Here is a 26,428-nt window from a genome sequence, read left to right as displayed (position 1 = left end):
GCGCTCCGATGAATCTAGGATTTTCAAACTATGACGACCTCTTCTATGAAGCGCGCCGCTGCGGCGGCGCTCGTGGCCGCGCTTTCCGTCGCGGCTCTCTCATCGGCGCGTGCCGACATCACGGACTACGAGTTCCGGCTCGTTCAGACGGACATCAAGCAGGGCAACGGCGCCATCGTCGCAGTCCGACTCGTCGACAAGCGATCCGGCAAGGCGGTCCCCGACGCCGTCATCTTCGCGACCCGGATCGACATGGCGCCTGACGGCATGGAGACGATGGCAGCGCCGATCGAGGCTCTGCCGTCGACCGAGCCGGGTGTCTATCGCTTCAAGACCAATCTGATGATGGCTGGCGGCTGGCGGCTTTCGCTCGGTGCCAAGATCCAGGGTGAGACCGGCACGATCGAGAACAAGCTGGTCCTGAAGGCCGTACCGTGAAACGGGTCGCCCTTACGGGCCTCGCCCTCGCCGCCGTTGTGGCGGCGGGGGCCGGAGGCTACTGGGCTGGCATCCGGGGTCTTCCGGTGGCCGGCCTGCGCGAATGGCTTGGTGTCGAGGCGACCCTTGCGGCGGCTGAGCCGACCGGCACCGGAGCGGTGATCTATTATCAGGATCCCGACCGCGAGCCCGCCTATTCGGCAACGCCACGCCGGACCGGGGATGGCCGGGCTTTCCGTGCCGTCCGCGCCGGCGAGGATGTCAGCTTCGAGGACAGGCCGCCGGCGACGGCCGAGGCGACCGGGCAGGCAGGCCCGCGACGCATCCTCTACTACCGCAATCCGATGGGTCTGCCGGACACCTCGCCGGTGCCGAAGAAGGATTCGATGGGGATGGACTACATCCCCGTCTATGAAGGCGAGGATGATGGCGGCTCGGTCGTGCGGGTGTCGCTTGGAAAACTCCAGCGGACCGGCGTGCGATCCGAGCTGGCAGCGCAGCGTGTCGTCGGCAGGCTGGTGCGGGTGCCGGGAACCGTCCAGCTCGACGAGCGGCGCATCTCCGTGGTCGCCACCCGGAGCGACGCTTTCATCAACGAGGTGGCGAACGTCACCACGGGCGACCGGGTGACGAAGGGCCAGATGCTGCTCCGGCTCTATGCGCCGGACATTGCCACCGCCGGCGCCCAGCTCCTCACCGATCTCAACATTGGCGGCCGCGACAGTGCTCTCGGAGGCGCCCGCCAGCGCCTGGAGAATCTTGGCCTGCCACCCGAGGCGATCGCCGAGATCGAGCGGACGCGCAAGGTGCCGCTGTCGATGACGTGGCGTGCGCCGCGCGATGGCGTCGTGCTCGAACGCAATGTCGTCGACGGCATGAAGGCAGCGCCGGGTGATGTGCTGTTCCGCCTCGCGGACATTTCGACCATCTGGGTACTGGCAGATGTGCCGGAGTTCGATCTTGGGGCCGTCCGGCTCGGCGCGCCGGTGACGATCCGGGCTCGAAGCCTGCCGGGACGCACCTTCGAAGGACGTGTGTCGCTGATCTATCCGCAGGTCGGTGAAGCAACGCGGGCCACGCGAGTGCGGATTGAGATCGCCAATCCCGGCGGTGTTCTGCTTCCCAATATGTATGCCGAAGTGGAGATCGGCACAGGCGATGCCGCGCCGGTGGTTGCTGTCCCCGATAGCGCGGTGATCGACACCGGCACGCGGCAGGTCGTGATCATTGATCGTGGAGAGGGCCGGTTCGAACCGCGCGAGGTGAAGATCGGCCTGTGCGGCGAAGGCTTCACCGAGATCCGCGAGGGCATTGCGGAAGGCGACCGTGTCGTCGTCGCGGCGAACTTCCTGATCGACGCCGAAAGCAATCTGAAGGCGGCATTGCGCGGCCTGACACCGCCGCAGGTGCAGCCATGATCGCCCGCCTCATCGGCTGGTCCGCCCGCAACCTCGTGCTGGTCTTTGTCGGTACGGTGTTCGCCGTCGCCGCCGGGCTTTATGCGCTGAAGACGCTGCCGCTCGACGCCATTCCCGACCTCTCGGACGTGCAGGTGATCGTCTACACCGACTATCCCGGCCAGGCGCCGCAGGTGGTCGAGGACCAGGTCACCTATCCGCTCACCACGGCGATGCTGACGGTGCCGAAATCGAAGGTGGTGCGCGGCTTCTCCTTCTTCGGCGTCTCCTTCGTCTATGTGATCTTCGAGGACGGCACCGATCCCTATTGGGCGCGCTCGCGCGTGCTGGAATATCTCAATGCCGCCGCGCAGCGCCTGCCGGCGGGGGTGACGCCGACGCTGGGGCCGGATGCGACCGGCGTCGGCTGGGTCTACCAATACGCCGTCGTCGCCAAGGAGATGACGCTCGCCGAGCTGCGCTCGCTGCAGGACTGGGTGGTCCGCTTCGGTGCCTCCAAGGCGGAGGGCGTCGCCGAGGTCGCCAGCGTCGGCGGCTTCGTCAAGCAGTATGCGATCGTGGTCGATCCGAACCGGTTGCGGGCGCTGGGCATCCCGCTCGACCGGGTGCGCGACGCCGTCAAGGCGAGCAACAACGATGTCGGCGGCCGCACCGTCGAGCTCTCCGAGTTCGAGTTCATGGTGCGCGGCCGCGGTTATCTCCGAGGCATTGCCGACATCGAGAATGTGGTGCTGAAGACCGATCGTGGCGTGCCGCTGCGGATAAAGGATGTGGCCCGCGTAGAGATCGGGCCGGATGAGCGACGCGGCATCACCGAGCTCAATGGCGAGGGCGAAGTCACCAGCGGCATCGTGCTGCAGCGCTTCGGTGCCAATGCGCTGACCGTGATCGAGAACGTCAAGGCGCGGCTTGCCGAGATCGCCTCCAGCCTCCCCAAGGGCGCCGAAATCGTGCCGGTCTATGACCGATCCGAGCTGATCGGCCGGGCGATCGAGACGCTGAAGGGCACGCTGATCGAGGAAAGCATCATCGTCGCGCTGGTCTGCGTGGTGTTCCTGCTGCATCTGCGCAGCGCGCTGGTCGCCATATTGATGCTGCCGGTCGGCATCCTGATGGCGTTCGCGGCGATGAAGGCGATCGGGCTCGGCTCCAACATCATGAGCCTGGGGGGCATCGCCATCGCGGTGGGCGCCATGATCGACGCCGCCATCGTGATGATCGAGAACGCCCACAAGCATCTGGAGCGCGCGCCACCGGACAAGCCGCGGGTCGAGATCCTGATCGAGGCGGCGAGCCAGGTCGGTCCGGCGCTGTTCTTCAGCCTGCTGGTCATCACCGTCTCCTTCCTGCCGATCTTCACGCTGGAATCGCAGGAAGGCCGGATGTTCGGCCCGCTCGCCTTCACCAAGACCTTCGCCATGGCGGCCGCGGCCCTTCTATCGGTGACGCTGGTGCCCGCGCTCATGGTGGTCTTCGTGCGCGGCCGGATCATTCCGGAGCACCGGAACCCGATCAACCGGTTCCTGATCTGGGTCTACCGCCCGGTCATCCGCGGCGTCCTGAAGGCCAAGACGCTCACCATCCTCGTCGCGCTTGTCGTGCTCGGGGTGACGCTCTGGCCGGCACGCCAGCTCGGTTCGGAGTTCATGCCGAGCCTCGACGAGGGCACGTTGATGTACATGCCGACCACCTTGCCGGGCATCTCCATCACCAAGGCCGCCGAGCTGCTGCAGGTGCAGGACCGCATCATCAAGAGCTTCCCGGAGGTGGCTTCGGTCTATGGCAAGGCCGGGCGAGCACTGACCGCGACCGATCCGGCGCCGACTGAGATGTTCGAGACCATCATCAATCTGAAGCCGAAGGGCGAATGGCGGCCGGGCGTCACCATCGACAGCCTGAAGGCCGAGATGGACCAGGCGCTGCAATTCCCCGGCGTGTCGAACGCCTGGACCATGCCGATCCGCGCCCGCATCGACATGCTGGCGACCGGCATCCGCACTCCGGTCGGGGTCAAGGTGTTCGGCACCGATCTCGCCCAGATGGAGCAGAGCGCCCGCGAGATCGAGCGGGTGCTGCGGTCCGTGCCGGGCACGTCCAGCGCCTATGCCGAGCGCGTGATCGGCGGCTACTATCTCGACATCGTGCCGGACCGGGAAACGCTCGGCCGCTACGGCCTGGCCGTCGGCGACGTCCAGAGCGTGATCGCGACCGCGCTCGGGGCCGAGACGGTGACGACCACGGTGGAGGGGCGCGAGCGCTATGGCGTCACCATCCGCTATCCGCGCGACTTCCGGAGCGATCCGCAATCAATCGCCCGCGACGTGCAGGTGCCGCTGCCGGGCGGCGGCACGGTGCCGCTCGGCGAAGTCGCCAAGGTCGAGCTCACGCGCGGCGCGACCTCGATCCGTACCGAGAACGGCCAGCTCGCGGTCTATGTCTTCGTCGACATCGCCGGCCGCGACCTTGGCGGCTATGTCGCGGAGGCTCAAGCGGCGGTGGCGAACGAGGTGAAGCTGCCGCAAGGCACCTACGTCTCGTGGAGCGGCCAGTTCGAATATCTGCAGCGCGCCGAAGCGCGGCTGAAGATCGTCGTGCCGGTGACGTTGCTGGTCATTTTCCTGCTCCTCTACCTCAACTTCCGGGCCCTGACGGAAACGCTCATCGTCATGCTGTCGCTGCCCTTCGCACTGGTGGGCGGCATCTGGCTGATGTGGTGGCTTGGCTTCAACATGTCGGTTGCCGTGGCGGTCGGCTTCATCGCGCTCGCCGGCGTCGCCGCCGAGACCGGCGTCATCATGCTGATCTATCTCGAGCAGGCGATGGCGGAACTGAAGGCCGAGCGGGAGGCGGAAGGGCGGCCTTTCACTCGGATCGACCTCCACCAGGCGATCATGCTCGGTGCCGTCGAGCGGGTGCGGCCGAAGATGATGACGGTCATCGCCATCACGGCCGGCCTCGTCCCAATCCTGTGGAGCACCGGCACCGGTTCGGAGGTGATGCAGCGCATCGCGGTGCCGATGATCGGCGGCATGGTCTCGTCGACGGTGCTGACGCTGGTCGTGATCCCCGCTGTCTATGGACTGATCAAAGGCTGGCGGTTGCCGCGGACCGTCACCGCCGACGAGAGGGCAATCGAACAGGGGCCAGCCGGCCTCAAGGCTGCCGCCAAATGAGAGGAGGTTCCAATGATGCACGACATGATCGGATCCATGGGATGGGGCATGGGCCTTGCCGGCCTGATCGGCATCCTCGTCTTGGTGCTGGTGATCGCCGCCCTCACGAAATACGTCTTCTTTCGGTGAGGAGCGTCATGCGCAGCTTCGATCGGAAGCCGGACGCGAGGAAACAGCCAGCGAAAGGAGAAGCGCCGTGACAGCCGAGCTTTTCGCAGCACACCGTGAGTTGGTGATCGGCGCCACATAGGCGACTTCTATGCTCGTGCTATCGCGCCTCTGGGCGGCCGAGACATCGCACAAGATGACCGTGACCCGCGATCCGAACTGTGGCCATCGTAGCGGTTGGCTTGCCTATGTGAGGGCAGTCGGATTTCCGGACCTGATCGAGGCAGCCAACCTCGCGCCCCTCAAGGCTAGACTCGGCATGCCCCGATTGCCTGATCTTCTGCGATATGGCGGAAGTTGGCGCCCATGTTGCGGAGAGGAGGAAGCCCTTCTCGACGTCAATTGGCAATGGCCACCAATTGTAGCTTATGCTATTTATATGCGACTAATTCGCATTTGCAGAAAGCGATGCATATGATCAAAGTGCCAGCTTGGTTACGTAAACGGCTGAGCCGGCGCGTGGTGCTGGGAGGCGGGCTAGCGGCTGCCAGCGGCGCAGCGATAGGTATGACTGGTGCTCTAGCGCAGTCAGGACACGCTTCGCATGCAGGAACTGTCGGCGCTGAAGCAAAGCTGGCCTCAGCCCACAGCGGACCCCATGGTGCGATGATCACGGTGGGCGAGGTCGACGAAGCTCGTAATGGCTTCGATCCGACCAAGCTTCTGACCGACTGGGATAGAGGCACTGTGTCCCAGCTTCCGGATGGGCGGACGCTAAGAACCTTCGAGATCACCGCCGAGGACAAGGAGATCGAGATCGCCCCCGGCATCATGTTTCTGGCCTGGACCTATAATGGCCGGGTGCCCGGCCCGTCACTGCGCGCGACCGAAGGTGAGCGGCTGAGGATCGTCTTCAAAAACTACGGCTCGCATCCTCATTCGATGCATTTTCATGGCATCCATGCGGCGCGGATGGATGGCGTTCCAGGCGCAGGGCTAGTCGCTCCGGGCGAGGAGTTTGTCTACGAGTTTGATGCACTGCCTTTCGGATGTCACCTCTATCACTGTCACGCTCTGCCGCTGAAGCGGCATATTCACAAGGGCATGTACGGAGCCTTCGTCATCGACCCGGATCCCACTCGCCATCCCGAATATGAGGCAGTTGCCCGCTCACGCCTGCTCGGCACGGCGGAGAATGCCGAGTGGCAAGAACTCGTAATGGTTATGAATGCATTCGATACCAATTTCGACGGCAAGAACGAGGTCTATGCTGTCAATACGGTAGCCCATGCCTATGCAAAAAAACCCATCAAGATCCTTAGAGACAAACCGGTTCGCGTCTACCTTATCAATGTGATCGAGTTCGATCCGATAAATTCTTTTCATTTGCATGCTAATTTCTTTGAATACTTCAATCAAGGCACGACCTTGACCCCGACCCTGAAGACCGTCGACCTCATCACCCAATGCCAAGCCGAGCGCGGCATCCTTGAGTTCCATTTCACGGAGCACGAGCCCGGTCTCTACATGTTCCACCCGCATCAGTCGGAGTTCACCGAACTCGGTTGGGTGGGCATGTTCGATGTCGTGGAGACCGTATCATGAACCAAGCTGGGCGGCCCCCTTCCAATGCTGCGACAACACTTCCAGTCGGGCGTCCGGGTCGAGCCTCGTTGTTCTGGATCGCTATCCCGTTTACCGTGCTTGGTCTCGCGATGGCGTGGTTGATTGGGACCGATCCGTTATCGAGCTTTCGCAACGGCGCACCGCCGGTCGAGAAGCTGACCTTCGAGCGGACGATCCTAGGTTCCGATGGAGTTCGCCTACTGGTCCGTGCCGGCGGCTCGCAACCCATGACGATCGCCCAGGTCCAGGTCGATGACGCCTATTGGCAGTTTACGCAGACACCGCCGGGTCCGATCGCCCGCGGCGCGACCGCCTGGGTTCAGTTGCCGTTCCCTTGGGTGGTCGGCGAGGCGCACGGCGTGAAAATCCTCACCAACACCGGCGCCACGTTCAAGCGTGAGATCCCCGTCGCGGTTGCGACACCGACCGTGGATTCGATGAGCTTCGTATCCCAGGCTGCCCTTGGCGTCTTTGTCGGCATCCTTCCCGTCGCTATCGGCCTCATGTTCTACCCAGTTCTCCGTGGCGTTGGCCGCAACGGCATGGACTTCCTACTCGCATTGACGGTGGGGCTTCTCGCTTTCCTCGTGATTGATGCAGTTGCTGAAGCGCTCGAACTTGCCGGCGAGGCCGCCGCCTTGTTCCAGGGACCGGTGATGGTCATCCTCACCACTATGGGGAGTTTCCTCTTGCTGATGGCTGTCGGCCGCAGCCGTGGCACACCGACCGGGCTGGCCCTATCGACCTTCATTGCGCTGGGGATAGGATTGCACAATCTCGGCGAAGGCCTTGCCATCGGCGCTTCTTTCGCCTCCGGAGCGGCGGATCTCGGTATTTTTCTGGTGCTCGGCTTTACGTTGCACAACATCACGGAAGGCATCGGCATTGCCGCGCCGATACTGAAAGTACGCCCACCACTTTGGACCTTCGCCGGGTTGACGCTGCTTGCGGGCGGACCAGCCGTCGCAGGTCTGTGGATCGGCAGCCTTGCCTACGCGCCGCAGTGGTCGGCGCTAGCGCTGGCGGTCGGTGCCGGGGCTATCCTTCAGGTGATTGCGGAAGTCGGATCGCTACTAGTGCGCAGAAGCGGCGAGACTCATGTTTCGTTCTTCACGCCAGCCGCAATGACGGGGCTCGCCACCGGCGCGGGCCTGATGTACGTGACCGCGATGCTCGTAAAGATCTGAACGCTTCAAACATCCTCACTTGTAGAGGTGAGGCGGATCATCGAGGCTCGGGCAATCGACTACAATATCGTCAGACTTCACATGAGCCTCGGTGGCCTCCCATCGTCGACGTTCGCCAACCAGTCCCACGAGGACCCAAACCCCGCCAGACCTAAACTTGTAACTGGCAGGGGAAATGAGGAGCACATCAGTTTCCTGCAGCTTTAGCGCGTATGCAGTGAGCCGCCGAGCGCTGATAAGCCGGATGGTGTTGGATGCGTTGTTCCGCTTTAATTCTTTTCAGGAAGGGTGTGTTGCGGCGGGGGCTTAGCGGCGGTCCGGCATAGAAGGAGCCCTCTCGTGGCGCTCCATGTCCTCGTTCCGCGAAAAGGCTGCTGCGGCCCAGAAGGCGCCCGCCAGCAGGACGCCTCCCGCAGCCATGGCAGAGAGGACCGCGCCGTAAGACTGGGATTGCGCCCAGAGGAGCGCGGCACCGGCGGGTGCCAAAGCGCGGGCGAGCATCGAGGGCGCCGCCAGCGCGCCGTTCACGGCGCCATAGGCCTGCCGGGTCAGCATCTCCGGCACGGCGAGCCCACGCACGATGGTCATGATGCCGTTGGCGCTGCCGTAGAGCGCCACGATGGCCGCCACCAGGGCAAAGCTGGGTGGCAGCCACGCCAAGGCGAGTATGGCGACCGGAAAGGCTAGCACGGCACAGCTGCCGATGAGTCGCACCGGAGCGCGCGGCGCGAACACCGAGACGGCGATCCGACCCGCCACCTGGGTTGGGCCGATGATGGCCATGGCCAGCACCACGCTGCCCGCCGTGAAGCCGCGCTCCAGCAGCAGGGGATAGAGGTGGAAGGTGAAGGCGGAGAAGGTGGCGGCATAGGCGGTGAACGCCACCGCCAGGGCCCAGAAGGTGGGCCGGCGGGCAACGCGCCCCATGACCTGCCGCAGGGTGCCCGCTCCCGACAGTGCAAGAGCGTGGACCGGCGATGCCGCGTGGTCGGCCGCGGGCCGGATCACCGCGGCATAGAGCGGCGCGCACACCACGAGGTTCACGGCGCCGAGCGCCACCAGTGCGCCACGCCAGCCCGCCAGATCCAGCAGGATCTGGATCAGCGGAATGAAGACCGTGGAGGCAAATCCGCCCCATAGGGTGAGCGCGGTAATGCCGGCCCGGGCGCCGGCCGCTCCGGTCCTGCGCGCCACCACCGCGAACGCCGGCTCATAAAGGGTTGCCGCCTGGAGGACGCCGATGGCGGCCATCAGGCTATAGAACAGCCAGAGCTGCTGCACCTGCGACCAGGCAAGGAGGCAGAGGCCGGCGAGGCCGGCTCCCGCCGCCATCACCCACCTGCCGTGGCCTTTGTCGACGGCGGCGCCCACGGGGAAGGCGGCCATGCCCCCGAGGGCGAGGCCGAGCGTCGCGGCGCCGAACAGATCCGGCTTCGACCAGCCGAGGTCGCGCTCCATGGCCTCCGCTATCAGGGGAAAGCTGTAGTAGAGCGATCCCCAGGAGCAGATCTGGCCAATGCCGAGGCCGGTGATGAACAGGCTGCGGCCGGAAAGCGGGCGCGCTGGCGCCGGTTGCGCGAGTTCGCCGCTCAGGCCGCTGGTCACGCGGCCGTCCCGCGGCGGGGTGGCGCCTCGGCCTGCGGCGCGGCGGTATCGCAGCCGCAGCCGTCCTTGCCTTCCGCCTTGGCCTGGGCATCGTCCGCGCAGCAGGCATCGGCGTCCCGAGGCGCAGGCCCACCACAACAGCCGGATGCCCCTGCCGTCGCCGGTGCGGCGCTGCAGACGCCGGTCTCCGGCAGCACCAGATGGACACTGCGCGCCGCGTCGTGATCGCCGGCGATCTCCGCCGCGATGGAGCGGACCTGCTCATAGCCCGTGGCCATCAGGAAGGTGGGGGCGCGGCCGTAGGACTTGGAGCCGACGATGTAGAAGCCCGGCTCGGGGTGGGCCAGCTCCGCCGCGCCATGGGGCGGGACGGTGCCGCACGAATGCAGGTTCGGGTCGATCAGCGGCGCGAGGGCCGGCGGTGCCTCGACGGCGGGATCGAGGGCGACGCGCACCTCGCGCAGCACGGCAAGGTCGGGGCGAAAGCCGGTGGCCACCACGATCCGGTCCACGGTCCTGGTCCAGGGCTCCGTGCCGAGACGGCCGGACACGTCCAGCCCCGCCGCGCCGCCGACAATCCGCTCCGCCGCGAACGGCGCGAGGACATCGAGCCGGCCGGCGGCGATGGCCTGCGTCGCCGCAAGGCCGAGGGCACCGCGGGCGGGCAGCGCGTCGTTGAGGCCGCCGCCCAGCAGCTTCTCCATGCGGTTGCGCCGAAGCGCCCAGGTGACGCGGGTCGTTGGCGCCGCCTCCTGCAGGCGGAGAAGATCGAGCACCACATTGATGGCCGAATGGCCGGAGCCCACCACCAGCACGCGCCGGCCGGAATAGGTCTCGCGCTCAGCGCCGGACACGTCGGGAATGCCATAGGCGACATGCGCGGCTGCCTCTTCCTCGCCGGGCACCGGCAGGCCGTCCGCGCCCATGGGGTTGGGCTGGCTCCAGGTGCCGGAGGCGTCGATGACGGCACGGGCGAGCGAACGGTGCTCAGCGCCGTTCGCGTCGCGCCAGCAGATCGCGAACGGCGTGTCCGCGCGCCCCTCGGATGACATCTTGTCGAGGCCGTGGCGGGCGATGGCGCTCACCTGTGCCCCGAACCGCAGGTGGGGCGCAAGGGCGGGATGAGCCGCCAGCGGCTCGAGATAGTGCCGCACGATCTCCCCGCCGAGCGGCAGGGCCTTGGGGTTCGGCGCGCTCCAGCCGGTTTCCTCCAGCAGCGTGCGGGCGGCCGCGTCGATGTTGTAGCCCCAGGGCGAGAACACCCGCACGTGGCCCCAGGCCTTGAGCGAGGTGCCGACGCCGGCGCCGCGCTCGAAGACGAGAGGCGCGAGGCCGCGGGCCAGCAGATGCGCCGCGGCGGCAAGCCCCACGGGGCCGGCTCCGATGATAGCGACGGGTAGCGATCCGGTCATGACGGGAGACTCCGATGGTCGATCCATTGACGAGCGATGCTTAAGGGCAAATGAATGCGGGTCAGGGGCAGCATCCCGGAGTGCTCCCGACTTTGTCCGGCGCGCCGGCGATCATCTTCTCCGCGTCGACCAGACAGCGCGTTACGTCCATCCAGGCCTCCACCGCCACCTTGAAGGCGGCGCGGCCCTTGTCCGTGAGGGTGTAGACCTTGCGCTCGCGGCCCGAGACCACCTCGCTTGCAGCGGTGACGTATCCGCCCTCCTCGAACTCCCGCAGCACCGGATAGATGGTGCCCTCTGCAGGGGAACAGCAGCCGTTCGTCGTTGCCTCGACTGCCCTTGCCACGTCGTATCCGTGCATGGGCCGCTGATGCAGCACGCACAGAATGAAGAATTTGGACAGGCTCATCTTGATGGTGCCGTTCCAGTAGGCACGGCTCAGGAAATCGGGCCCGGGCTTCGGCACCGGGGCGGGCGACGGCGGAACGGATGGGGTGGCCGATGGAGAGGTTCGAGACATGCAGGAAGGCTATACATCGATCATCAATGTGTCAATCATCAAGGCATACTTGAAAGCGCTCCCCGCGTCAGCAAACGCGCCGTCCCTCGGCATCGATCACCACCTCTCCATCCTCCTTCGTAAACGGCCCTTTCTGCGGCGCGGGCAGGATGTCCAGGACCCTTTCCGACGGCCGGCACAGCCGCGCCCCGAGCGGGGTGAAGACGAACGGCCGGTTAATGAGGATGGGGTGGGCCATCATGGCATCGAGCAGAGTGTCGTCGGTGAGGGCGGGATCGTCGAGGCCGAGTTCGGCATAGGGTGTGCCCTTCTGGCGGGTCGCGGCGCGCACCGTGAGGCCCGCCGCGGCGATGGCGGCGGCGACCTCTTCCCGCGCGGGCGGGGTCTTGAGATATTCGACGATCGTCGGCTCGATACCGGCGTTGCGGATCAGGGCGAGCGTGTTGCGCGATGTGCCGCAGGCCGGATTGTGCCAGATGGTGACAAGGGAATGCTCAGTCATCGTTCAGGCTCCGAAGATCAGATGATGGCGTGGCGGACCTTGGCGGACACCCATTCGCTCACCACCACGGTGGCGAGGATCACCATGAGGATCAGCGTCACCTGCGGCCACGCCAGCGTATTGAGCGAGCTTTCCAGGTTGAGTCCTATCCCGCCCGCGCCAACCAGGCCGAGCACCGTGGATTCGCGGATGTTGATGTCCCAGCGAAACACGCTGATGCCGGCGAAGGCGGGCATGATCTGCGGCACGATCCCGTAGGCGAGGGTCTGGGCGCCCGAGGCGCCGGTAGCGCGGATCGCCTCCACCTGGCTCTCGTCGATTTCCTCGATGGCCTCGTAGAGCAGCTTGCCGATGAAGCCGATGGACCTGAGCGCGATGGCGATGATGCCGGCCAGCACGCCCGGACCCAGGATCGCCACCAGCAGCAGCGCCCAGATGATGGAATTAATGGAGCGCGAGGCGACGATGACGAACAGCGCCAGCGGCCGCACGAAGGCGGCGCTAGGCGTGGTGTTGCGTGCCGCGAGGAAGGCCACCGGCACCGACAGCACGATGGCGATGAGCGTGCCGAGGGTGGCAATGTTGAGCGTGTCCCAAAGCGGCTTGAGCAGTGCCGGGAAATAGGACCAGCGCGGCGGGACCATGCGCGCGCCGATGTCGGCGGCCTGGGTGGGGGCATCCCAGACGAAGGCCCAGATGGTGCCTTCCGTCATCACCCGCCAGCAGAACACGGTGAAGGCCACGGCGAGAAGCCAGCCGAACCACACGGCGATCTGGCCGCGCGAAGTGCGCCGTTGCCAGGACCGGCGGCCTTCGGGGAGGGCTATGACCGGCATTATTTCACCGGCCCGCGCACGAGGCCGGAGACATATTCGCTCGCCATCACGATGGCGATGATGAGGATGAGGATGGCGGCGGCGCTGTCGAACTCGTAACGATCGATAGCGGTGTTGAGCGTGGCACCGATGCCGCCCGCGCCGACGATGCCCACCACCGCGGATTCGCGGAAATTGATGTCGAGCCGGTAGAGCGAAAGCCCGAGGAGGCGCGGCGCCACCTGCGGCAGCACCCCAAAGGCGATCAGCGATGGCCAGGGCGCCCCGGTGGCGCGGATCGCCTCCACAGGGGCGGGGTCGATGTCCTCGATGTCCTCGGCCAGCAGCTTGGAGAGGAAGCCGATGGTGGCGAACGACAGGGTGAGGAAGCCCGCGAACGGCCCGAAGCCCACCATGGCCACCAGCAATATGGCGACGATGATCTCCTGCAGGGACCGCGACACGGCGATGATGGCCCGGCAAGCGAAATAGACCCCGCGCGGCACCACGTTGCGGGCGGCGCCGATGCCGATGGGAACCGAGATGGCGATGCCCACCACGGTGGAGGTCACCGTCATGGTCAGGCTCTCGATCATGCCCTGGATGATGTCGTCCCAGCGCCGGGAGAAGTTCGGCTCCAGGAAGCCGGAGATGAAGCGCAACCCGCGCGCCCAGCCGTCCGACAGGCGTGCCCAGTTGACCTCGACGCTGCCGAGGGCGAGCGCCAGATAGAGCGCCGCGCCGCCGATGAGTGCATAGCGCAGCCAGGGATTGGCGACGAGCGGCGGCGGCCGCCAGCGGTGCGCCGGAACGGACACAGCGCTCACAGCGTCCTCGCCACGGCGGATGGCGTGGCCTGGACCCGCAGGACACGGACCGCATCCTCGGCGGCGGCTTCTTCCACCGCATCATCCTCCGCCTCGCGGATGGTGCGCGACCAGTCCTCCTCGCCATAGATGGCGGTGAGCACATCGGTGTCGAGTGCCTCCGGAGGGCCGTCGAACACGGTGCGCCCGGCCTTGAGGCCGATGATGCGCTGGACGAACATCTGCGCCAGCGCCACGTCGTGGATGTTGACGATGGCGGCGAGCCGGCGCTCGGCGCACACCTCGACGATGAGGCGCATGATCTGGCGCGAGGTCTTGGGGTCGAGGCTGGCGGTGGGCTCGTCCACTAGCATGATGTCCGGCTCCTGCACCAGAGCGCGGGCGATGCCGACGCGCTGGCGCTGGCCGCCGGACAGCTCGTCCGCCCTCTTGTCCACGTGATCCATCAGGCCAACGCGGTCGAGCACGGCGAAGGCCCGGTCAACGTCGGCCTGGGGAAACCGGCGCAGGAAGGCGCGCCAGAAGCCCACGTATCCGAGCCGGCCGGAGAGCACGTTCTCCATCACCGTGAGGCGCTCCACCAGGGCATATTCCTGGAAGATCATGCCCATGCGCCGCCGCGCGCGCCGCAGGCCCATGCCTCCGAGGCGGGTGATCTCGGTGTCGCCGAGGCGGATGGAGCCGGACGTGGGCTCCACCAGCCGGTTCATGCAGCGGATGAGGGTGGACTTGCCTGCCCCCGACGGACCGATCAGGCCCACCACCTGGCCGGCGGGGATGCCGAGCGAGACATCGTCGAGGGCCTTGTCCCCCTTGGCATAACGCTTCGACAGGCCGGCGATGGTCAGCATCCCGCAGTCTCACTCATGCCGGGCCTACCGCCGGAGCCTATTTGCAGGTGTAGCTGACGCCCATGGCGTCGTCGATCTGCCGCACCACCGCCCAGGTGTCCTTGAAGGTGATGGGGATGAACTTCTCCTGCGGCGGCTCGGCGGACTTGAACTCCTTCTGCAGGCCGGTGCCATCCCAATTGAAGCTGAAGAACGCCTCTTTCACCTTGGCGGCGAGCTCGGGCTTCAGATTGTAGGCATAGCCATAGCCGGTGGTGGGGAAGGTCTGCGACTTGTAGATCGTCACCACCTGCTCGGGTTTGATCACGCCGCGGGCGATCATGCGCTTCATCACCGAATTGGCGACGGCCGCTGCCGGATAATCCTCGTTGGCGACGCCGATGATGGAATTGTCGTGCTTGCCGGAGAAGGCGGGTTCGTAATCCTTGCCCGCCTCCATGCCGAACTGCGAGCGCAGCAGCGCGGACGGCGCCTTGTAGCCGGAATTGGAGGTCTCCGAGGTGAAGGCCATCTTCTTCCCCTTGATGTCCTCGACCTTGGTGATGCCGGAGCCGGGATAGGTGATGATCTCCATCTCGTAGCCGTAGGCACCGTCCTTGGAGGCCATCATGGCGAACGGCACGAAGCCGGAGCAGGCGACGGCGATGGGATTGGAGCCGGTGTTGAAGCCGGCCACATGCAGGCGCCCGGCGCGCATGGCTTCCAGCTGCGCGGCATTGGACTGCACGGGGAAGAACTGCACCTTCTTGCCCGTCACCTTGGCGAGATGGTCGAGGAATTCGGCCCACACCTTCGCATAGACTGCGGGGTCCTCCACCGGGGTATAGGCGAAGATGAGGGTGTCGGGGTCGAGCTGCTTCGCCGGGTCCGACGGGGTATCGGCCACCATGTCGCCATTGGTGTCGGAAAAGCGCGGGTCGAGCTTGAATTCGGCCTGGGCAAAGGACGGCGCCAGCATGGTCGCCGCGAGCATGGCGGCACAGGTCAGGGAGCGCAGGAGCGACATGGCTTCATCTCCGATTGGATCGCATCTTCAGTACGACTGTTGTGTGACGCACCGACTACGATGCGGCCGGCTCAACTGCTCGGCAGGGCACTGCCGGGCCTGGCCTTCTCCAGGGCGCTGGCGTGGGTCGGCAGCAGCAGGGTGGTGAGCCAGCAGATGCCGAGCATGACGGCGGAGCCGGCGAGGCAGGTCGTGATGCCCCCCACCTGGTAGAGCAGGCCGCTGAGGAGGGTTCCGGCGAAGCGCCCGGCGGCGTTCGCGGCATAATAGAAGCCGACGTCCTCGGCTGCCTTCTCCGATCCGGCATAGGCCAGGATCAGGTAGGAATGCAGGGAGGAGTTCACGGCGAAGGCGGCGCCGAAGATGGCGAGCCCGATCACGACGATGATGTCCGGCCGCAGGGGTGTCACGGCGAGGAGCACGGCGATGGCCACCGGCACCAGAGCGAGGCCGAGCGCCCACCAGCGCGCCGCTGGCACTTCCTTGGACAGGCCGTCCGGGCTGCGGCTCACCACGGCGGGCGCGGATGCCTGCACGATGCCGTAGCCGATGGTCCACAGCGCGAGGAAGCCGCCCACCATGGGAAAGGTCCAGCCCATCCCATAGAGGAAGACCGGCACGCCCACCACGAACCACACGTCCCGCGCGCCGAACAAGGCGACGCGGGCAGCAGCGAGCAGGTTCACACCCCGGCTCTTGCCGAACAATTCTCTTGCCGAACTACTCGCCTTGGCCTTGCCCATCATAGGCGGCAGGGACAGCAGCACGCCGAGAAGCACCAGCGCCAGCACGGCAGCCATGAGCCACAGCGACAAGCGAAAGCCGAACGCCTCCAGGAGCACGCCGCCAAGAAAGAAGCCGAAGCCCTTCATGGCATTCTTGGAACCGGTGAACCACGCCACCCAGCGAAACAGGCGCCCCTCGGCGTTACCCTTGGCCTCGGCCTCCGTCACCTTGATGGCGGACTTGGAGGCGGTCTTGGTGAGGTCCTTCGCCACGCCGCACACGCCCTGCGCCGCCACCACCCAGGCAACAAGAACGGCCGTTTCCCAGGTGGGCGACATGGCGGAGAGCAGCAGGAAGCCGGCGATCTGGGTCGTGAGCCCGACTGTCAGCATACGGGTGATGCCGAAGCGGGCGGCGAGCCAGCCGCCGATGAAGTTCGCCCCGATGCCCGCCGCCTCGTAGAGCAAGAACAGGAAGGCGAGGGTGAAGGGCGAGTAGCCGAGCTTGAAGAAGGTGAACAGCACCAGCATGCGCAAGGCGCCGTCGGTCAGCGTGAAGCCCCAATAGGCCGCGGTGACGATGGCGTAGTTGCGCAGGCCCGCGGAGGATGACGCCGCCATCTCACAGCCCCACGCGTTCGAGGTGGCAGGCAAGGTCCACCATGCGGCAGGCATAGCCCATCTCGTTATCGTACCAGGCATAGACCTTGAGCAAGGTGCCGTCGGTGACGAGGGTGGACGGCCCATCAACGATTGCGGAGCGGGTGTCGCGGGCGTAGTCCGCCGACACCAAAGGGCGCGGCTCGAAGCCGAGGATACCGTTGAGCGCACCCGCGGCGGCCTTGGCGAACAACGCGTTCACCTCGTCCGCCGTGGTCTCGCGGTTGAGCTCGAACACGCAGTCGGTGAGCGAGGCGTTGAGCACCGGGGCGCGCACCGCATGGCCGTTCAGCTTGCCCTTCAGCTCGGGATAGATGAGGGCGATGGCGGTGGCGCTGCCGGTGGTAGTAGGCTGCAGCGAGAGCATGGCCGAGCGGGCGCGGCGCAGGTCCTTGTGGGGCGCGTCCACCACCACGTTGGTGTTGGTGGGATCGTGGATGGTGGTGATCTGGCCGTGGCGGATGCCGATGGCCTCGTGCACCACCTTCACCACCGGGGCGAGGCAGTTGGTGGTGCAGGAGGCAGCGGTGACGATGGGATGCGTCTCTCGGTCGTAGAGCTGCTCGTTCACCCCCACCACAACGTTCAGCACGGACGGGTCTTTCACCGGCGCGGCGACGATTACGCGCTTGGCGCCGCGCTTCAGGTGACCTTCGAGCACGGCGGGGGTGAGAAACTTGCCGGTGGACTCCAGTACGAGGTCCACGCCGAGATCGCCCCAGGGGATATCGCCCGGCGTCGCGTGAGAGGAGAAAGACAAGCTCTTCTCGCCGATGCGCACACTATCCGCGCCCTCGGCTGCGATGGGCGCACGCCAGCGCCCCTGTACGCTGTCGAATTCGAGGAGATGGGCGATGGCTTCCGCCCCACCCTTGATCTCGTTGAGATGAACGATCTCGAGCCGGTTGTTGCCGCGCGGATCATTGTCCGGGCGGTAGGCCGCCCCCATGGCCGCGCGAAGCGAAAGCCGTCCAATGCGGCCGAGGCCGTTGATCCCTACTCTCATGGCACCGTCATCCTCGCAAACTTTGAAAAGGTGCGGCGTTGCCGCGATGATCTCAGGCTTTGGTGCGGTCGCCGGCGTCCGTCACCCTCACGCCGCCGGCTTCGTACCAGTCCTTGGTATGGTTCACGATCCACACCACCGAGAGCATCACCGGAACCTCGATGAGCACACCCACCACGGTGGCGAGAGCCGCACCCGACTTGAATCCGAACAGGCTGATGGCGGCAGCCACCGCCAGCTCGAAGAAATTGGAGGCCCCAATGAGGGCAGAGGGGCCGGCCACGCAGTGGGCTTCGCCGGACAGCCGGTTCAGGAGATAGGCAAGGCCCGAGTTGAAATAGACCTGGATCAAGATCGGCACGGCCAGCAGCGCAATCACCAGCGGCTGGGCGAGGATCTGCTCGCCCTGGAAGGCGAACAGCAGCACCAGGGTGGCGAGCAGCGCCACCAGGGAGAGCGGCTGGAGCACGCCGAGCAGGCGATCGAGCCCGGCCTGTCCACCGGTCGCCAGGATGCGCCCGCGGAGGAGCTGCGCCGCGATCACCGGGACGACGATGTAGAGCATCACCGACAGGAAGAGTGTGTCCCACGGCACGGTGATGGAGGAGAGCCCGAGCAACAGCCCCACGACGGGCGCGAAGGCGACGATCATGATGGCGTCGTTCAGCGCCACCTGGGACAAGGTAAAGTGGGGCTCACCCTTGGTGAGATTTGACCAGACGAACACCATGGCCGTGCAGGGCGCCGCCGCCAGAAGGATGAGGCCGGCGATATAGCTATCGATCTGGTCGGCTGGCAGGTAGGGTCGGAACAGATAGCCGATGAACAGCCAGCCGAGGAACGCCATGGAGAACGGCTTCACCGCCCAGTTCACCAGCAGCGTCACCGAGATTCCGCGCCAGTGCCGGCCGACCTCCTTGAGCGCGGCAAAGTCGATCTTGACCAGCATGGGCACGATCATCAGCCATATGAGGATGGCTACCGGCAGGTTGACCCGCGCCACTTCCAGCGCCCCGATGGTCTGGAACACGGACGGCGCCAGCGCGCCAAGCGCGACGCCGGCGATGATGCACAGGAACACCCAGAGAGTGAGATAGCGTTCAAACACGGACACGGTGCGGGATCTCCCAAGGCCGCCAGCTGCGGCCGATTGCGGCGAGAGCGTGGGCGCGGTCTGTTTCAGGACGACGACAGTTCACGCGGCCTGTCCCGAGAGTGTGAGGTCCGTCGCTCCCTCCATTTTCCCGATCTCGCCGATGCGCTCCTTGAGCGAAGCAAGATCGAGCTGCTCAAATGGCAGGTTGACGAAGGCGGAGATACGCCCGGCGAGCCGACGGTAGGTGGCAACGAAGGCAGCCTTCTGCTCAGCTTCGGTTCCCTTCACCCGGATCGGGTCGGGCAGACCCCAATGGGCCTGTAGCGGATGACCGGGGAAGGCAGGGCAGATTTCCCCAGCTGCGGCGTCGCAGGTAGTGATGACGAAATCCATCTGGGGCGCATCCGGCCTGGCGAACCCATCCCAGCTCTTGGAGGCGAGGTTCGTCGTGTCGTAGCCGAGCGAGTCGAGCAGATCGATAGCCATCGAGTGCGGCTTGAGCTTCGGCCGACTGCCGGCCGAGTAGGCCTTGAAGCGGCCTCGCCCCTCGCGGTTGAGCAACGCCTCCGCGATCAGCGACCGTGCCGAGTTGGCCGAGCAGACCAGCAGAACATTGTAGACGCGATCATTCCCAGCGGCAGGACGCAGCTGTGGAAAGGCCGCGGGGCCGGTCCCGCACCGGGGGGAGACGGCAAAACCCATCTCCGCCATCAGTTGGCTCAGCACAGGGCCCGCTGTGGACAAGCTGACGGCATAGATGATGGACCGTCCCTCGCGCCGCGACGTGACAAGGCCGGCACGCTCCAGCACGCCGAGGTGCACCGACATGGTATTGTGCGCTACCGCCAGCAGGCGGGCGATGTCGCCCGCCTGAAGGCCATAGGGCACATAGCGCAGCAGAAGACGATAAGTCTCGAAGCGCGTGCCTTGGGACAGCGCATCGAAGATCCGCGTGGCGTCTTCCCCATTCAGCTTCGTCTCGTCCATCTTGTCTCACCGTTCGAATGCTGCTCACGCGTCAGCCCAAGTGCCTCAGGCGCCGCCCTTGAAGGTCCTGGCCCAATAGTCCTTGACCTGCTGGACCAGAGCCGGCGGCAAGGGAACATAGCCGAGCTCGGACGCAAATTTCTCGCCCTCGCCCAGGGCGAAACGCCAGAACTCGAAGGCGGCTTGGCTGTTCGCCGGCACCTTCGGCTCGCGGTACATGAGAGCGAAGGTGGTCGCCGCAATAGGATAGGCATCCTCGGCGGGGGAATCGGTGATGACGACGAAAAAGTCCTTGGCGCCGGCCCAATCGAAGCTCAGCGCCGCCGCCTGGAACGCCGCCGCGCTGGGTGCGATGAACTTGCCAGCACGGTTCTGGACGAGGCCATAGGCCAGCTTCACCTGCACCACATAGGTGTATTCGACATAGCCGATGGCATTCGGGACCCGCTTGACCTCGGTCGAGACCCCTTCGTTACCGCGCGCGCCATACCCCACCGGCCAGGCGACTGCGCTGCCTTCGCCGACCTGCTGCTTCCACTCCGGGCTCGCCTTGGCAAGGTAGGACACCCAGTTGAACGTGGTTCCAGATCCATCGGAACGGTGCACCACCACGATCTTCGCGTTGGGCAGCTTGACGTCGGGATTGAGGGCCCTGATGGCGGGATCGGACCAGGTCGTGACCTTGCCGAGATAGATGTCAGCGAGAAGGGCGCCGGTGAAGCGGAGCTGGCCGGGCCCCACGCCGTCCACGTTGAACACCGGAACGACGCCACCGAACACGATGGGGAACTGGCCGAGGCCATATTTCTCCAGTTCTTCCGGCTTCAGCGGCTTGTCGGACGCGCCGAAATCCACCACCCCGTCCTTAATACGGTTGACGCCGGCCGACGAACCCACCGACTGGTATCCTACGATGTGGCCTGTGCGCTCACGAAACGCCTCCGCCCATTTCCAGATGATCGGATAGGCGAAGGTGGAGCCGGCACCCCGCACCTCCGCGGCGCGCGCCGGAGGCGCGAACATCGACAGGGCCGCGAGCGTCGCCGCAGCTGTCCAGACAAGAATGCGATTCACGGCTGGCCTCCCTTGGGTCCTAGCGACATATCGCTGGAAACAGATAGCTCCATACGAGTCATTATGTCGATAGGAGTGGACAGATCGCTATATGGCCTTCATGTCACTCTTGTGACGCCATTTACGTCGCGCCAATCGCAGCGATAGTATAAATTATCGATATGTCGATACAAATGGAAATGATGTAATGTAGAGACGGAATGCTCGCGAGGTTGAGAGGCAAATTTGTTCGGGAGGAGAAATGAATAATAGGCGCTTCATATGGACTTTATATAAGTAATATACGTCAATCGAAGTCGGATAGCCTCTCAAAAATTGCAATCAACCATGGACAATTGCCACGATGTCCATATGATTTACATGAAATAAAGCCAACCATAGCCTAGAACTACGTTGCGTCATATTCGATAAAATCTCTGTTGATTCAGGAATATCGCTCGATATACACAAATTGTCATGAATTTGTTACATAACATGCTTAGAGCCCGTGAGGCTAGGTGAGCATCAGAAGCCCTAGCGGCACTGTCCAGGGAGACGGCATCCTCATGAAGATCATCACTCTCGCGAGCGCCCTCGCGCTGCTCGCTACCGGCGCGGCCTTCAACGGCGCCGCTGCCCAGGCACTGGTCAAGGTCGACGGGTCGTCCACGGTATTCCCCGTGACCGAAGCCATGGCGGAGGAATTCCAGAAGGCGAACAAGGATATCAAGGTGACGGTCGGCATCTCCGGTACCGGCGGCGGCTTCAAGAAGTTCTGCCGCGGAGAGATCGACATCTCTGACGCCTCGCGCCCCATCACCTCCGCCGAGCAGAAGGCCTGCAAGGAAGCCGGCATCGAGTATATCGAATTGCCGGTCGCCCTTGATGCGCTCACGGTCATCGTCCACCCGTCCAACACCTGGGCGAGCGAGATGACGGTTGCGGATCTGAAGAAGATCTGGGAGCCCGAGGCCCAGGGCAAGATCACCAACTGGAAGCAGGTCCGCGACAGCTACCCGGATCGGCCGCTGGTGCTCTACGGCGCGGGCGTCGACTCAGGCACTTACGACTATTTCACCGCCGCCATCGTCGGCAAGGAGCATTCCAGCCGCGGCGACTTCACCGCATCGGAGGATGACAACGTGCTGGTCCAGGGCGTGGCGGGCGATCCCAACGCCCTCGGCTTTTTCGGCCTTGCTTACTATGAAGAGAACACCGGCAAGCTGAAGGCGGTGAAGATCAAGGTCGATGACGCCGCGCCCGCCGTGGAGCCGTCGGTCGAGAACGCCCGCACCGGCAAGTACCAGCCTCTGTCGCGGCCGATCTTCATCTACGTGAACAAGAAGGCGGCCGAAACCCGTCCGGAGGTGGCGAAGTTCGTTGAGTTCTACCAGGACCCGAAGCACGCGGTCGAGCTGGTCAAGGAAGTCGGCTATGTGCCGCTGCCCGAGGCCGCCCTGAAGGTGTTCCAGGAGCGCTTCAAGAAGCGTGAGATCGGCACCGGCTTCACCGGGTCCAAGGTCGGCGTCTCCGTCGAGGATCTCGTCAAGGAAAAGCTCGTCTACTGACAGGTGATCTTGAGGGACCTGAGGGAGGTGCTCCGGCGCCTCCCTCCATTCAGGTGAGGGTTGGACGTGGTCGCACCGGTGTCTCCAGACTCAAGAACAGGCCGGTTGCGCCTGACGGTTTCTCCGGTCTTCCTGGCGCGACGCCGGGTGGTGGACCGCATCATGCGCGTTGTCCTGTTTCTCAGTGCCGCACTCTCTGTCCTGGTCACGGCGGGCATCGTCTACGTCCTCCTGTCCGAAAGCCTGAAATTCTTCGCACAGGTGTCGATCATCTCCTTCCTGACCGACACACAATGGACGCCGGTGTTTCAGGACAAGCACTTCGGCATCATGACTCTGGTATCCGGTACTTTGGTGAGTTCGCTCATCGCCCTGCTCGTCGCGATTCCAGCCGGTACCGTGCTCGCAATCTATCTGTCGGAGTTCGCGCGGCCACAGGTGCGCGAGACCATCAAGCCGTTTCTGGAGCTTATCGCAGGCGTGCCCACTGTGGCATTCGGCTATTTCGCTCTTTTGTTCCTCACGCCCATCTTCCAGATCTTCATTCCCGGGCTGGCGGGCTTCAACCTGCTCGTGCCGGGCATCGTCATGGGCATCATGATCCTGCCCTACATCGTTTCCGTGAGCGAGGACGCCATGCGCGCGGTCCCTGCGGAACTGAGGGAGGGGGCCTATGCGCTGGGCTTCACGCGGCTCCAGACGGCGACGCGGGTGGTGATCCCCGGCGCCTTCTCCGGGGTGACGGCGGCCTACATCCTCGGCATGTCGCGGGCGGTGGGCGAGACCATGGTGGTGGCCATTGCTGCGGGCCAGCAGGCGAAGCTCGCCCTGAACCCTCTGGAGGGCGCAGCCACGATCACCTCCTATATCGTCCAGATCAGCCTCGGCGACGTGCCACATGGCTCCATCGCTTATCTCACCATCTTCGCGGCGGGCATGACGCTGTTCCTCATGACTTTCGCCTTCAACATTCTCGCCTTCTGGCTCCGCCAGAAATACCGTGAAGTCTATTGAGGGGATGGCCGTGAAGCCGCTCGCCGCTCAACCCTCCCGCCGCCTCTCCGACGCGGAAATCGTCGCTCGGGCGCATCGGTCCGACCGCAATTTCGCGATCCTGGGCCTCAGCGTGCTCGTCATTTCCATGATCGTTCTGCTGTCGCTCATCGTGGACTTCATGGTGGACGGGCTTGGCCGCATTGATCTTGATTTCCTGACGAGCTTCCCCTCCCGACGCGCTTCGGAGGCCGGCATTCTGTCCGCCTGGGTCGGCACCACGCTGGTGATGCTGGTGACGACGGCGCTGGCGGTGCCGCTCGGCGTCGCAGCAGGCCTCTATCTTGAGGAATATGCGCCGCGGAACTGGATCACCCATCTCATCGAAATCAATGTGACCAATCTCGCGGGCGTGCCCTCCATCATCTATGGGCTGCTCGCCCTCGGCCTGTTCGTGCAGAGCTTCGCCATGGGCCAGACGATTCTAGTTGCGGGCATCACGCTGGCGCTTCTCATCCTGCCCATCATCATAGTCGCCACACGCGAGGCGGTGCGCTCCATCCCGCTCGAGATCCGCGAGGGCGCCTATGCGCTTGGCGCCGACAAATGGCAGACGGTGAGCGGCTACATCCTGCCCACCGCGCGTCCCGGCATCCTCACGGGTGCCATCGTCGGTATGTCACGGGCCATCGGCGAGACCGCGCCCATCATCACCATCGGCGCGCTCACCTTCATCGCCTTCCTGCCGCCTTCACCGGTCCAGGACACCTTTCCGTTCATCAATTTCAACTGGCTCAACTCGCCGTTCACGGTGATGCCGATCCAGATGTTCAACTGGGTTTCACGTCCCCAGGCGGCGTTCCACGTGAACGCAGCAGCAACCGGTCTCATTCTGCTGCTTATGACGCTGCTGATGAATGCGATCGCCATCTGGCTGCGCTACAAGATCCGCCGGAGCATGCGCTGATGCTGCAGCCCGGCCTTTCGGAGAACGAGATGACCGCCGTGACCCCAGCATTGGACGCCGTGGCCAGCAAGGAGCCCGCCCCCCTGCGCGCTTCTGTTCGCAACCTCAATTTCTTCTACGGCGACAACCAGGCGCTCAAGGGGGTGGAGCTTCCGATCGTCGAGGGTAAGGTCACCGCCCTCATTGGGCCGTCGGGATGTGGAAAGTCCACGCTCCTGCGCTGCTTCAACCGCATGCATGACCTATATCCGGGCAACCGGTATCAGGGCGAGATCATCCTCTATCCGGAGGGGATCAACATCGTGGCGCCGGAAGTAGATCCAATGCTCGCGCGTTTGCGCATCGGCATGGTGTTCCAGAAGCCCAACCCGTTTCCGAAATCGGTCTATGAGAATGTGGCATCCGGCCTCCACATCCGGGGCATCCGGAATCGCTCCGAAGTGGATGGGCGCGTGGAAGCCGCGCTACGCCAAGCCGCCCTATGGGACGAGGTGAAGGACCGCCTCCAGGAATCCGCCTATGGATTGTCGGGCGGCCAGCAGCAGCGCCTGTGCATCGCCCGCACCCTCGCCCCAGATCCGGAGCTCATCCTGCTCGACGAACCCACTTCGGCCCTCGACCCCATCGCCACGGCGAAGATCGAGGAACTGATGGACGAGTTGCGGGGCGCCTACACCATCGTGATCGTCACCCACAACATGCAGCAGGCGGCGCGCATCTCGGATTTCACCGCCTTCATGCATCTCGGCCACATGGTGGAATACGACGTGGCCAGCCTGATCTTCACCAACCCAACCGAGGAGCGCACGCGCTCCTATATCACCGGCCGGTTCGGCTGAGGCGTTCGGCTCGGTGGGAGGCGGCGGGAAGTTCGCTCGTGGACTTGGCATTCGGGCGCTTCAGCGACGGCAGTAGATTCGGCCTCACGTCTCAGCCACGATCTTCCCGATGTCGGTGATGTCATATCCGCCGATGCTCTTGAACTCGTTCTGGAACCGCTCCGAGCGCAGGATCTTGAGCATCGTCGCGACCTCCGGTGTGTCGAGATGCTCTTTACGGACCACAAGGTCGTAGCGTTCCCTCTTCAGTGGGACGAAGTCCACATTATCTACTTGGCGGGCGACCTTTTCCATCCCCACCGCCACGTCGGCGTCGCCACGGCCCACTGCGCTCGCCACGGCGAGATGGGATTGGTTCTCGCTATCGTAGCCCTTAATCCGGCTGGCGTAGAGATCGAGGAGCTTCAGGTTCTCGTCGAGCAGCACCCGCGATCCCGCCCCCTTCTCGCGGTTGATCATGGTGATGTCGTCGCGGGCGAAGTCCTGCCATGTTCGGATGGCCTTCGGGTTGCCTTTGGCGACGTAGAGGCCCTGCATGCGGTAGGTGACGTTGACCACCGCGCAGCGCACGCCAGGCAGTAAGGCACGGACATAGGGCACGTTGTAGTCGTCGCCGGCGCTGTCCCACAGATGTGCGCTCGCGACGGAGACCTTGCCGTAATAGAGCGAGACGAGGCTGTCGTAGCTGCCGATATAGGCCCTGAGCGCCATGACGCCGTGCATGCGCATGAAGTTGGACAGGATGTCGAGGATGAGGTCCTGGCCGCAGATGATGAAGCCGTCCCCGGCCCGACGCTCCGCCTTCAGGTCAAAATACCGGTTCTCGTCGAATGCCGGGCGGCCTGCCAGCTCGGGCGCGCGCGCGGCCCTGCCGGAGCGCTCGATATAGTCGCGCACGTTCGCCTCGGTGAAGCGGATCTTACGGCCGACCTTGTAGAAGCCGATCCCGCCTGCCTTGATCAGAGCATAAATGCCGCTCCGGCTGACGTGCAGCCGCTCGGCCACATCTTCGACAGTCAGGGCGTTAGGCGTATCCATGGCATGTC

General features: G+C 64.8%; 23 protein-coding genes. 9 read left to right on the top strand and 14 right to left on the bottom strand.

The features are described 5' to 3' along the window. Positions 1 to 30 precede the first annotated feature (30 nt). From J2126_RS01000 to J2126_RS00980, 5 genes are all read left to right on the top strand, one after another. On the top strand, positions 31 to 438 hold the full coding sequence (locus J2126_RS01000) for a FixH family protein (protein WP_149577659.1): 408 nt from the start codon (positions 31 to 33) through the stop codon (positions 436 to 438). Next, a complete protein-coding gene (locus J2126_RS00995; protein ID WP_149577658.1) occupies positions 435 to 1,856 on the top strand; it encodes an efflux RND transporter periplasmic adaptor subunit in 1,422 nt (473 codons plus the stop codon). The genes J2126_RS01000 and J2126_RS00995 overlap by 4 nt, the downstream gene beginning before the upstream one ends. Beyond that, positions 1,853 to 5,029, top strand: a complete 3,177-nt coding sequence (locus J2126_RS00990; RefSeq protein WP_149577657.1) for an efflux RND transporter permease subunit — start codon at positions 1,853 to 1,855, stop codon at positions 5,027 to 5,029. The genes J2126_RS00995 and J2126_RS00990 overlap by 4 nt, the downstream gene beginning before the upstream one ends. A gap of 582 nt (positions 5,030 to 5,611) precedes the next feature. Beyond that, the gene (locus J2126_RS00985; RefSeq protein WP_149577656.1) at positions 5,612 to 6,742 is read left to right on the top strand and encodes a multicopper oxidase domain-containing protein; all 1,131 of its coding nucleotides are present in this window, start codon (positions 5,612 to 5,614) and stop codon (positions 6,740 to 6,742) included. Continuing rightward, positions 6,739 to 7,950, top strand: coding sequence for a ZIP family metal transporter (locus J2126_RS00980; protein WP_149577655.1), 1,212 nt, complete (start codon positions 6,739 to 6,741; stop codon positions 7,948 to 7,950). The genes J2126_RS00985 and J2126_RS00980 overlap by 4 nt, the downstream gene beginning before the upstream one ends. A gap of 306 nt (positions 7,951 to 8,256) precedes the next feature. Here the strand turns inward: J2126_RS00980 and J2126_RS00975 are convergent, their stop codons facing one another. The 13 genes from J2126_RS00975 to pstS all read right to left on the bottom strand — a co-directional run bounded on the left by J2126_RS00975 (position 8,257) and on the right by pstS (position 21,036). Then, complete coding sequence (locus J2126_RS00975; protein ID WP_149577654.1) at positions 8,257 to 9,555, bottom strand: MFS transporter; 1,299 nt, start codon at positions 9,553 to 9,555, stop codon at positions 8,257 to 8,259. Further along, positions 9,552 to 10,967, bottom strand: coding sequence for an FAD-dependent oxidoreductase (locus tag J2126_RS00970; RefSeq protein WP_209483264.1), 1,416 nt, complete (start codon positions 10,965 to 10,967; stop codon positions 9,552 to 9,554). The genes J2126_RS00975 and J2126_RS00970 overlap by 4 nt, the downstream gene beginning before the upstream one ends. Positions 10,968 to 11,028: 61 nt before the next feature. Next, positions 11,029 to 11,433, bottom strand: a complete 405-nt coding sequence (locus J2126_RS00965) for a PadR family transcriptional regulator (RefSeq protein WP_041575984.1) — start codon at positions 11,431 to 11,433, stop codon at positions 11,029 to 11,031. 121 nt (positions 11,434 to 11,554) lie between these two features. After that, positions 11,555 to 11,989, bottom strand: a complete 435-nt coding sequence (gene arsC, locus J2126_RS00960) for an arsenate reductase (glutaredoxin) (RefSeq protein WP_012115938.1) — start codon at positions 11,987 to 11,989, stop codon at positions 11,555 to 11,557. 17 nt (positions 11,990 to 12,006) lie between these two features. Beyond that, complete coding sequence (gene phnE, locus J2126_RS00955; protein WP_012115937.1) at positions 12,007 to 12,825, bottom strand: phosphonate ABC transporter, permease protein PhnE; 819 nt, start codon at positions 12,823 to 12,825, stop codon at positions 12,007 to 12,009. Beyond that, a complete protein-coding gene (gene phnE / locus J2126_RS00950; protein WP_149577652.1) occupies positions 12,825 to 13,631 on the bottom strand; it encodes a phosphonate ABC transporter, permease protein PhnE in 807 nt (268 codons plus the stop codon). The genes phnE (J2126_RS00955) and phnE (J2126_RS00950) overlap by 1 nt, the downstream gene beginning before the upstream one ends. Further along, positions 13,628 to 14,482 carry a phosphonate ABC transporter ATP-binding protein gene (gene phnC / locus J2126_RS00945; RefSeq protein WP_209483263.1) on the bottom strand — a complete coding sequence of 285 codons (855 nt, stop codon included), beginning with the start codon at positions 14,480 to 14,482 and terminating at the stop codon, positions 13,628 to 13,630. The genes phnE (J2126_RS00950) and phnC overlap by 4 nt, the downstream gene beginning before the upstream one ends. Before the next feature lie 37 nt (positions 14,483 to 14,519). Next, a complete protein-coding gene (phnD, locus tag J2126_RS00940; RefSeq protein WP_209489735.1) occupies positions 14,520 to 15,455 on the bottom strand; it encodes a phosphate/phosphite/phosphonate ABC transporter substrate-binding protein in 936 nt (311 codons plus the stop codon). 104 nt (positions 15,456 to 15,559) lie between these two features. Further along, complete coding sequence (gene arsJ, locus J2126_RS00935) at positions 15,560 to 16,834, bottom strand: organoarsenical effux MFS transporter ArsJ (RefSeq protein ID WP_209483261.1); 1,275 nt, start codon at positions 16,832 to 16,834, stop codon at positions 15,560 to 15,562. 1 nt (position 16,835) lies between these two features. After that, the gene (locus J2126_RS00930) at positions 16,836 to 17,879 is read right to left on the bottom strand and encodes an ArsJ-associated glyceraldehyde-3-phosphate dehydrogenase (protein ID WP_149577648.1); all 1,044 of its coding nucleotides are present in this window, start codon (positions 17,877 to 17,879) and stop codon (positions 16,836 to 16,838) included. 52 nt (positions 17,880 to 17,931) lie between these two features. Further along, the gene (arsB, locus tag J2126_RS00925) at positions 17,932 to 18,993 is read right to left on the bottom strand and encodes an ACR3 family arsenite efflux transporter (protein ID WP_149577647.1); all 1,062 of its coding nucleotides are present in this window, start codon (positions 18,991 to 18,993) and stop codon (positions 17,932 to 17,934) included. Positions 18,994 to 19,074: 81 nt separating this feature from the next. Next, entirely contained in the window at positions 19,075 to 19,962 is an 888-nt protein-coding gene (locus J2126_RS00920; protein WP_149577646.1) for a helix-turn-helix domain-containing protein, read from the bottom strand. Between the two features lie 45 nt (positions 19,963 to 20,007). Then, positions 20,008 to 21,036, bottom strand: coding sequence for a phosphate ABC transporter substrate-binding protein PstS (gene pstS, locus J2126_RS00915; protein WP_012115929.1), 1,029 nt, complete (start codon positions 21,034 to 21,036; stop codon positions 20,008 to 20,010). 545 nt (positions 21,037 to 21,581) lie between these two features. Here pstS and J2126_RS00910 point away from each other — a divergent pair. From J2126_RS00910 to pstB, 4 genes are all read left to right on the top strand, one after another. After that, positions 21,582 to 22,583, top strand: coding sequence for a PstS family phosphate ABC transporter substrate-binding protein (locus J2126_RS00910; RefSeq protein ID WP_012115928.1), 1,002 nt, complete (start codon positions 21,582 to 21,584; stop codon positions 22,581 to 22,583). A 162-nt stretch (positions 22,584 to 22,745) separates the two neighbouring features. Continuing rightward, positions 22,746 to 23,597, top strand: coding sequence for a phosphate ABC transporter permease subunit PstC (gene pstC, locus J2126_RS00905; RefSeq protein ID WP_081437185.1), 852 nt, complete (start codon positions 22,746 to 22,748; stop codon positions 23,595 to 23,597). Positions 23,598 to 23,607: 10 nt separating this feature from the next. Beyond that, positions 23,608 to 24,543: a phosphate ABC transporter permease PstA gene (gene pstA / locus J2126_RS00900; protein ID WP_012115926.1), complete on the top strand. Its 936-nt coding sequence runs from the start codon at positions 23,608 to 23,610 to the stop codon at positions 24,541 to 24,543. 29 nt (positions 24,544 to 24,572) lie between these two features. Continuing rightward, positions 24,573 to 25,382, top strand: a complete 810-nt coding sequence (gene pstB / locus J2126_RS00895) for a phosphate ABC transporter ATP-binding protein PstB (protein WP_049776177.1) — start codon at positions 24,573 to 24,575, stop codon at positions 25,380 to 25,382. An 84-nt stretch (positions 25,383 to 25,466) separates the two neighbouring features. Here pstB and J2126_RS00890 read toward each other — a convergent pair whose 3' ends face one another. Further along, positions 25,467 to 26,420 carry a substrate-binding domain-containing protein gene (locus J2126_RS00890; RefSeq protein WP_149577645.1) on the bottom strand — a complete coding sequence of 318 codons (954 nt, stop codon included), beginning with the start codon at positions 26,418 to 26,420 and terminating at the stop codon, positions 25,467 to 25,469. Positions 26,421 to 26,428: the final 8 nt, after the last annotated feature.

The organism is Xanthobacter flavus (assembly GCF_017875275.1).
Lineage (GTDB): Bacteria > Pseudomonadota > Alphaproteobacteria > Rhizobiales > Xanthobacteraceae > Xanthobacter > Xanthobacter flavus_A.
The sequence above is the reverse complement of the archived record's forward strand: the minus strand, read 5'-3'. Positions and strand labels throughout refer to the sequence as shown.

What these genes read in the sequence shown, in the direction of transcription:
- J2126_RS01000 (WP_149577659.1), top strand. Translation starts at nt 31, where the DNA reads ATGACGACCTCTTCTATGAAGCGCGCCGCTGCGGCGGCGCTCGTGGCC.
- J2126_RS00990 (WP_149577657.1), top strand. Translation starts at nt 1,853, where the DNA reads ATGATCGCCCGCCTCATCGGCTGGTCCGCCCGCAACCTCGTGCTGGTC.
- J2126_RS00985 (WP_149577656.1), top strand. Translation starts at nt 5,612, where the DNA reads ATGATCAAAGTGCCAGCTTGGTTACGTAAACGGCTGAGCCGGCGCGTG.
- J2126_RS00980 (WP_149577655.1), top strand. Translation starts at nt 6,739, where the DNA reads ATGAACCAAGCTGGGCGGCCCCCTTCCAATGCTGCGACAACACTTCCA.
- J2126_RS00970 (WP_209483264.1), bottom strand. Translation starts at nt 10,967, where the DNA reads ATGACCGGATCGCTACCCGTCGCTATCATCGGAGCCGGCCCCGTGGGG.
- arsC (WP_012115938.1), bottom strand. Translation starts at nt 11,989, where the DNA reads ATGACTGAGCATTCCCTTGTCACCATCTGGCACAATCCGGCCTGCGGC.
- phnE (WP_012115937.1), bottom strand. Translation starts at nt 12,825, where the DNA reads ATGCCGGTCATAGCCCTCCCCGAAGGCCGCCGGTCCTGGCAACGGCGC.
- phnC (WP_209483263.1), bottom strand. Translation starts at nt 14,482, where the DNA reads ATGCTGACCATCGCCGGCCTGTCGAAGCGTTATGCCAAGGGGGACAAG.
- phnD (WP_209489735.1), bottom strand. Translation starts at nt 15,455, where the DNA reads ATGCTCGCGGCGACCATGCTGGCGCCGTCCTTTGCCCAGGCCGAATTC.
- arsJ (WP_209483261.1), bottom strand. Translation starts at nt 16,834, where the DNA reads ATGGCGGCGTCATCCTCCGCGGGCCTGCGCAACTACGCCATCGTCACC.
- J2126_RS00930 (WP_149577648.1), bottom strand. Translation starts at nt 17,879, where the DNA reads ATGAGAGTAGGGATCAACGGCCTCGGCCGCATTGGACGGCTTTCGCTT.
- J2126_RS00920 (WP_149577646.1), bottom strand. Translation starts at nt 19,962, where the DNA reads ATGGACGAGACGAAGCTGAATGGGGAAGACGCCACGCGGATCTTCGAT.
- J2126_RS00910 (WP_012115928.1), top strand. Translation starts at nt 21,582, where the DNA reads ATGAAGATCATCACTCTCGCGAGCGCCCTCGCGCTGCTCGCTACCGGC.
- pstC (WP_081437185.1), top strand. Translation starts at nt 22,746, where the DNA reads ATGCGCGTTGTCCTGTTTCTCAGTGCCGCACTCTCTGTCCTGGTCACG.
- pstB (WP_049776177.1), top strand. Translation starts at nt 24,573, where the DNA reads ATGACCGCCGTGACCCCAGCATTGGACGCCGTGGCCAGCAAGGAGCCC.
- J2126_RS00890 (WP_149577645.1), bottom strand. Translation starts at nt 26,420, where the DNA reads ATGGATACGCCTAACGCCCTGACTGTCGAAGATGTGGCCGAGCGGCTG.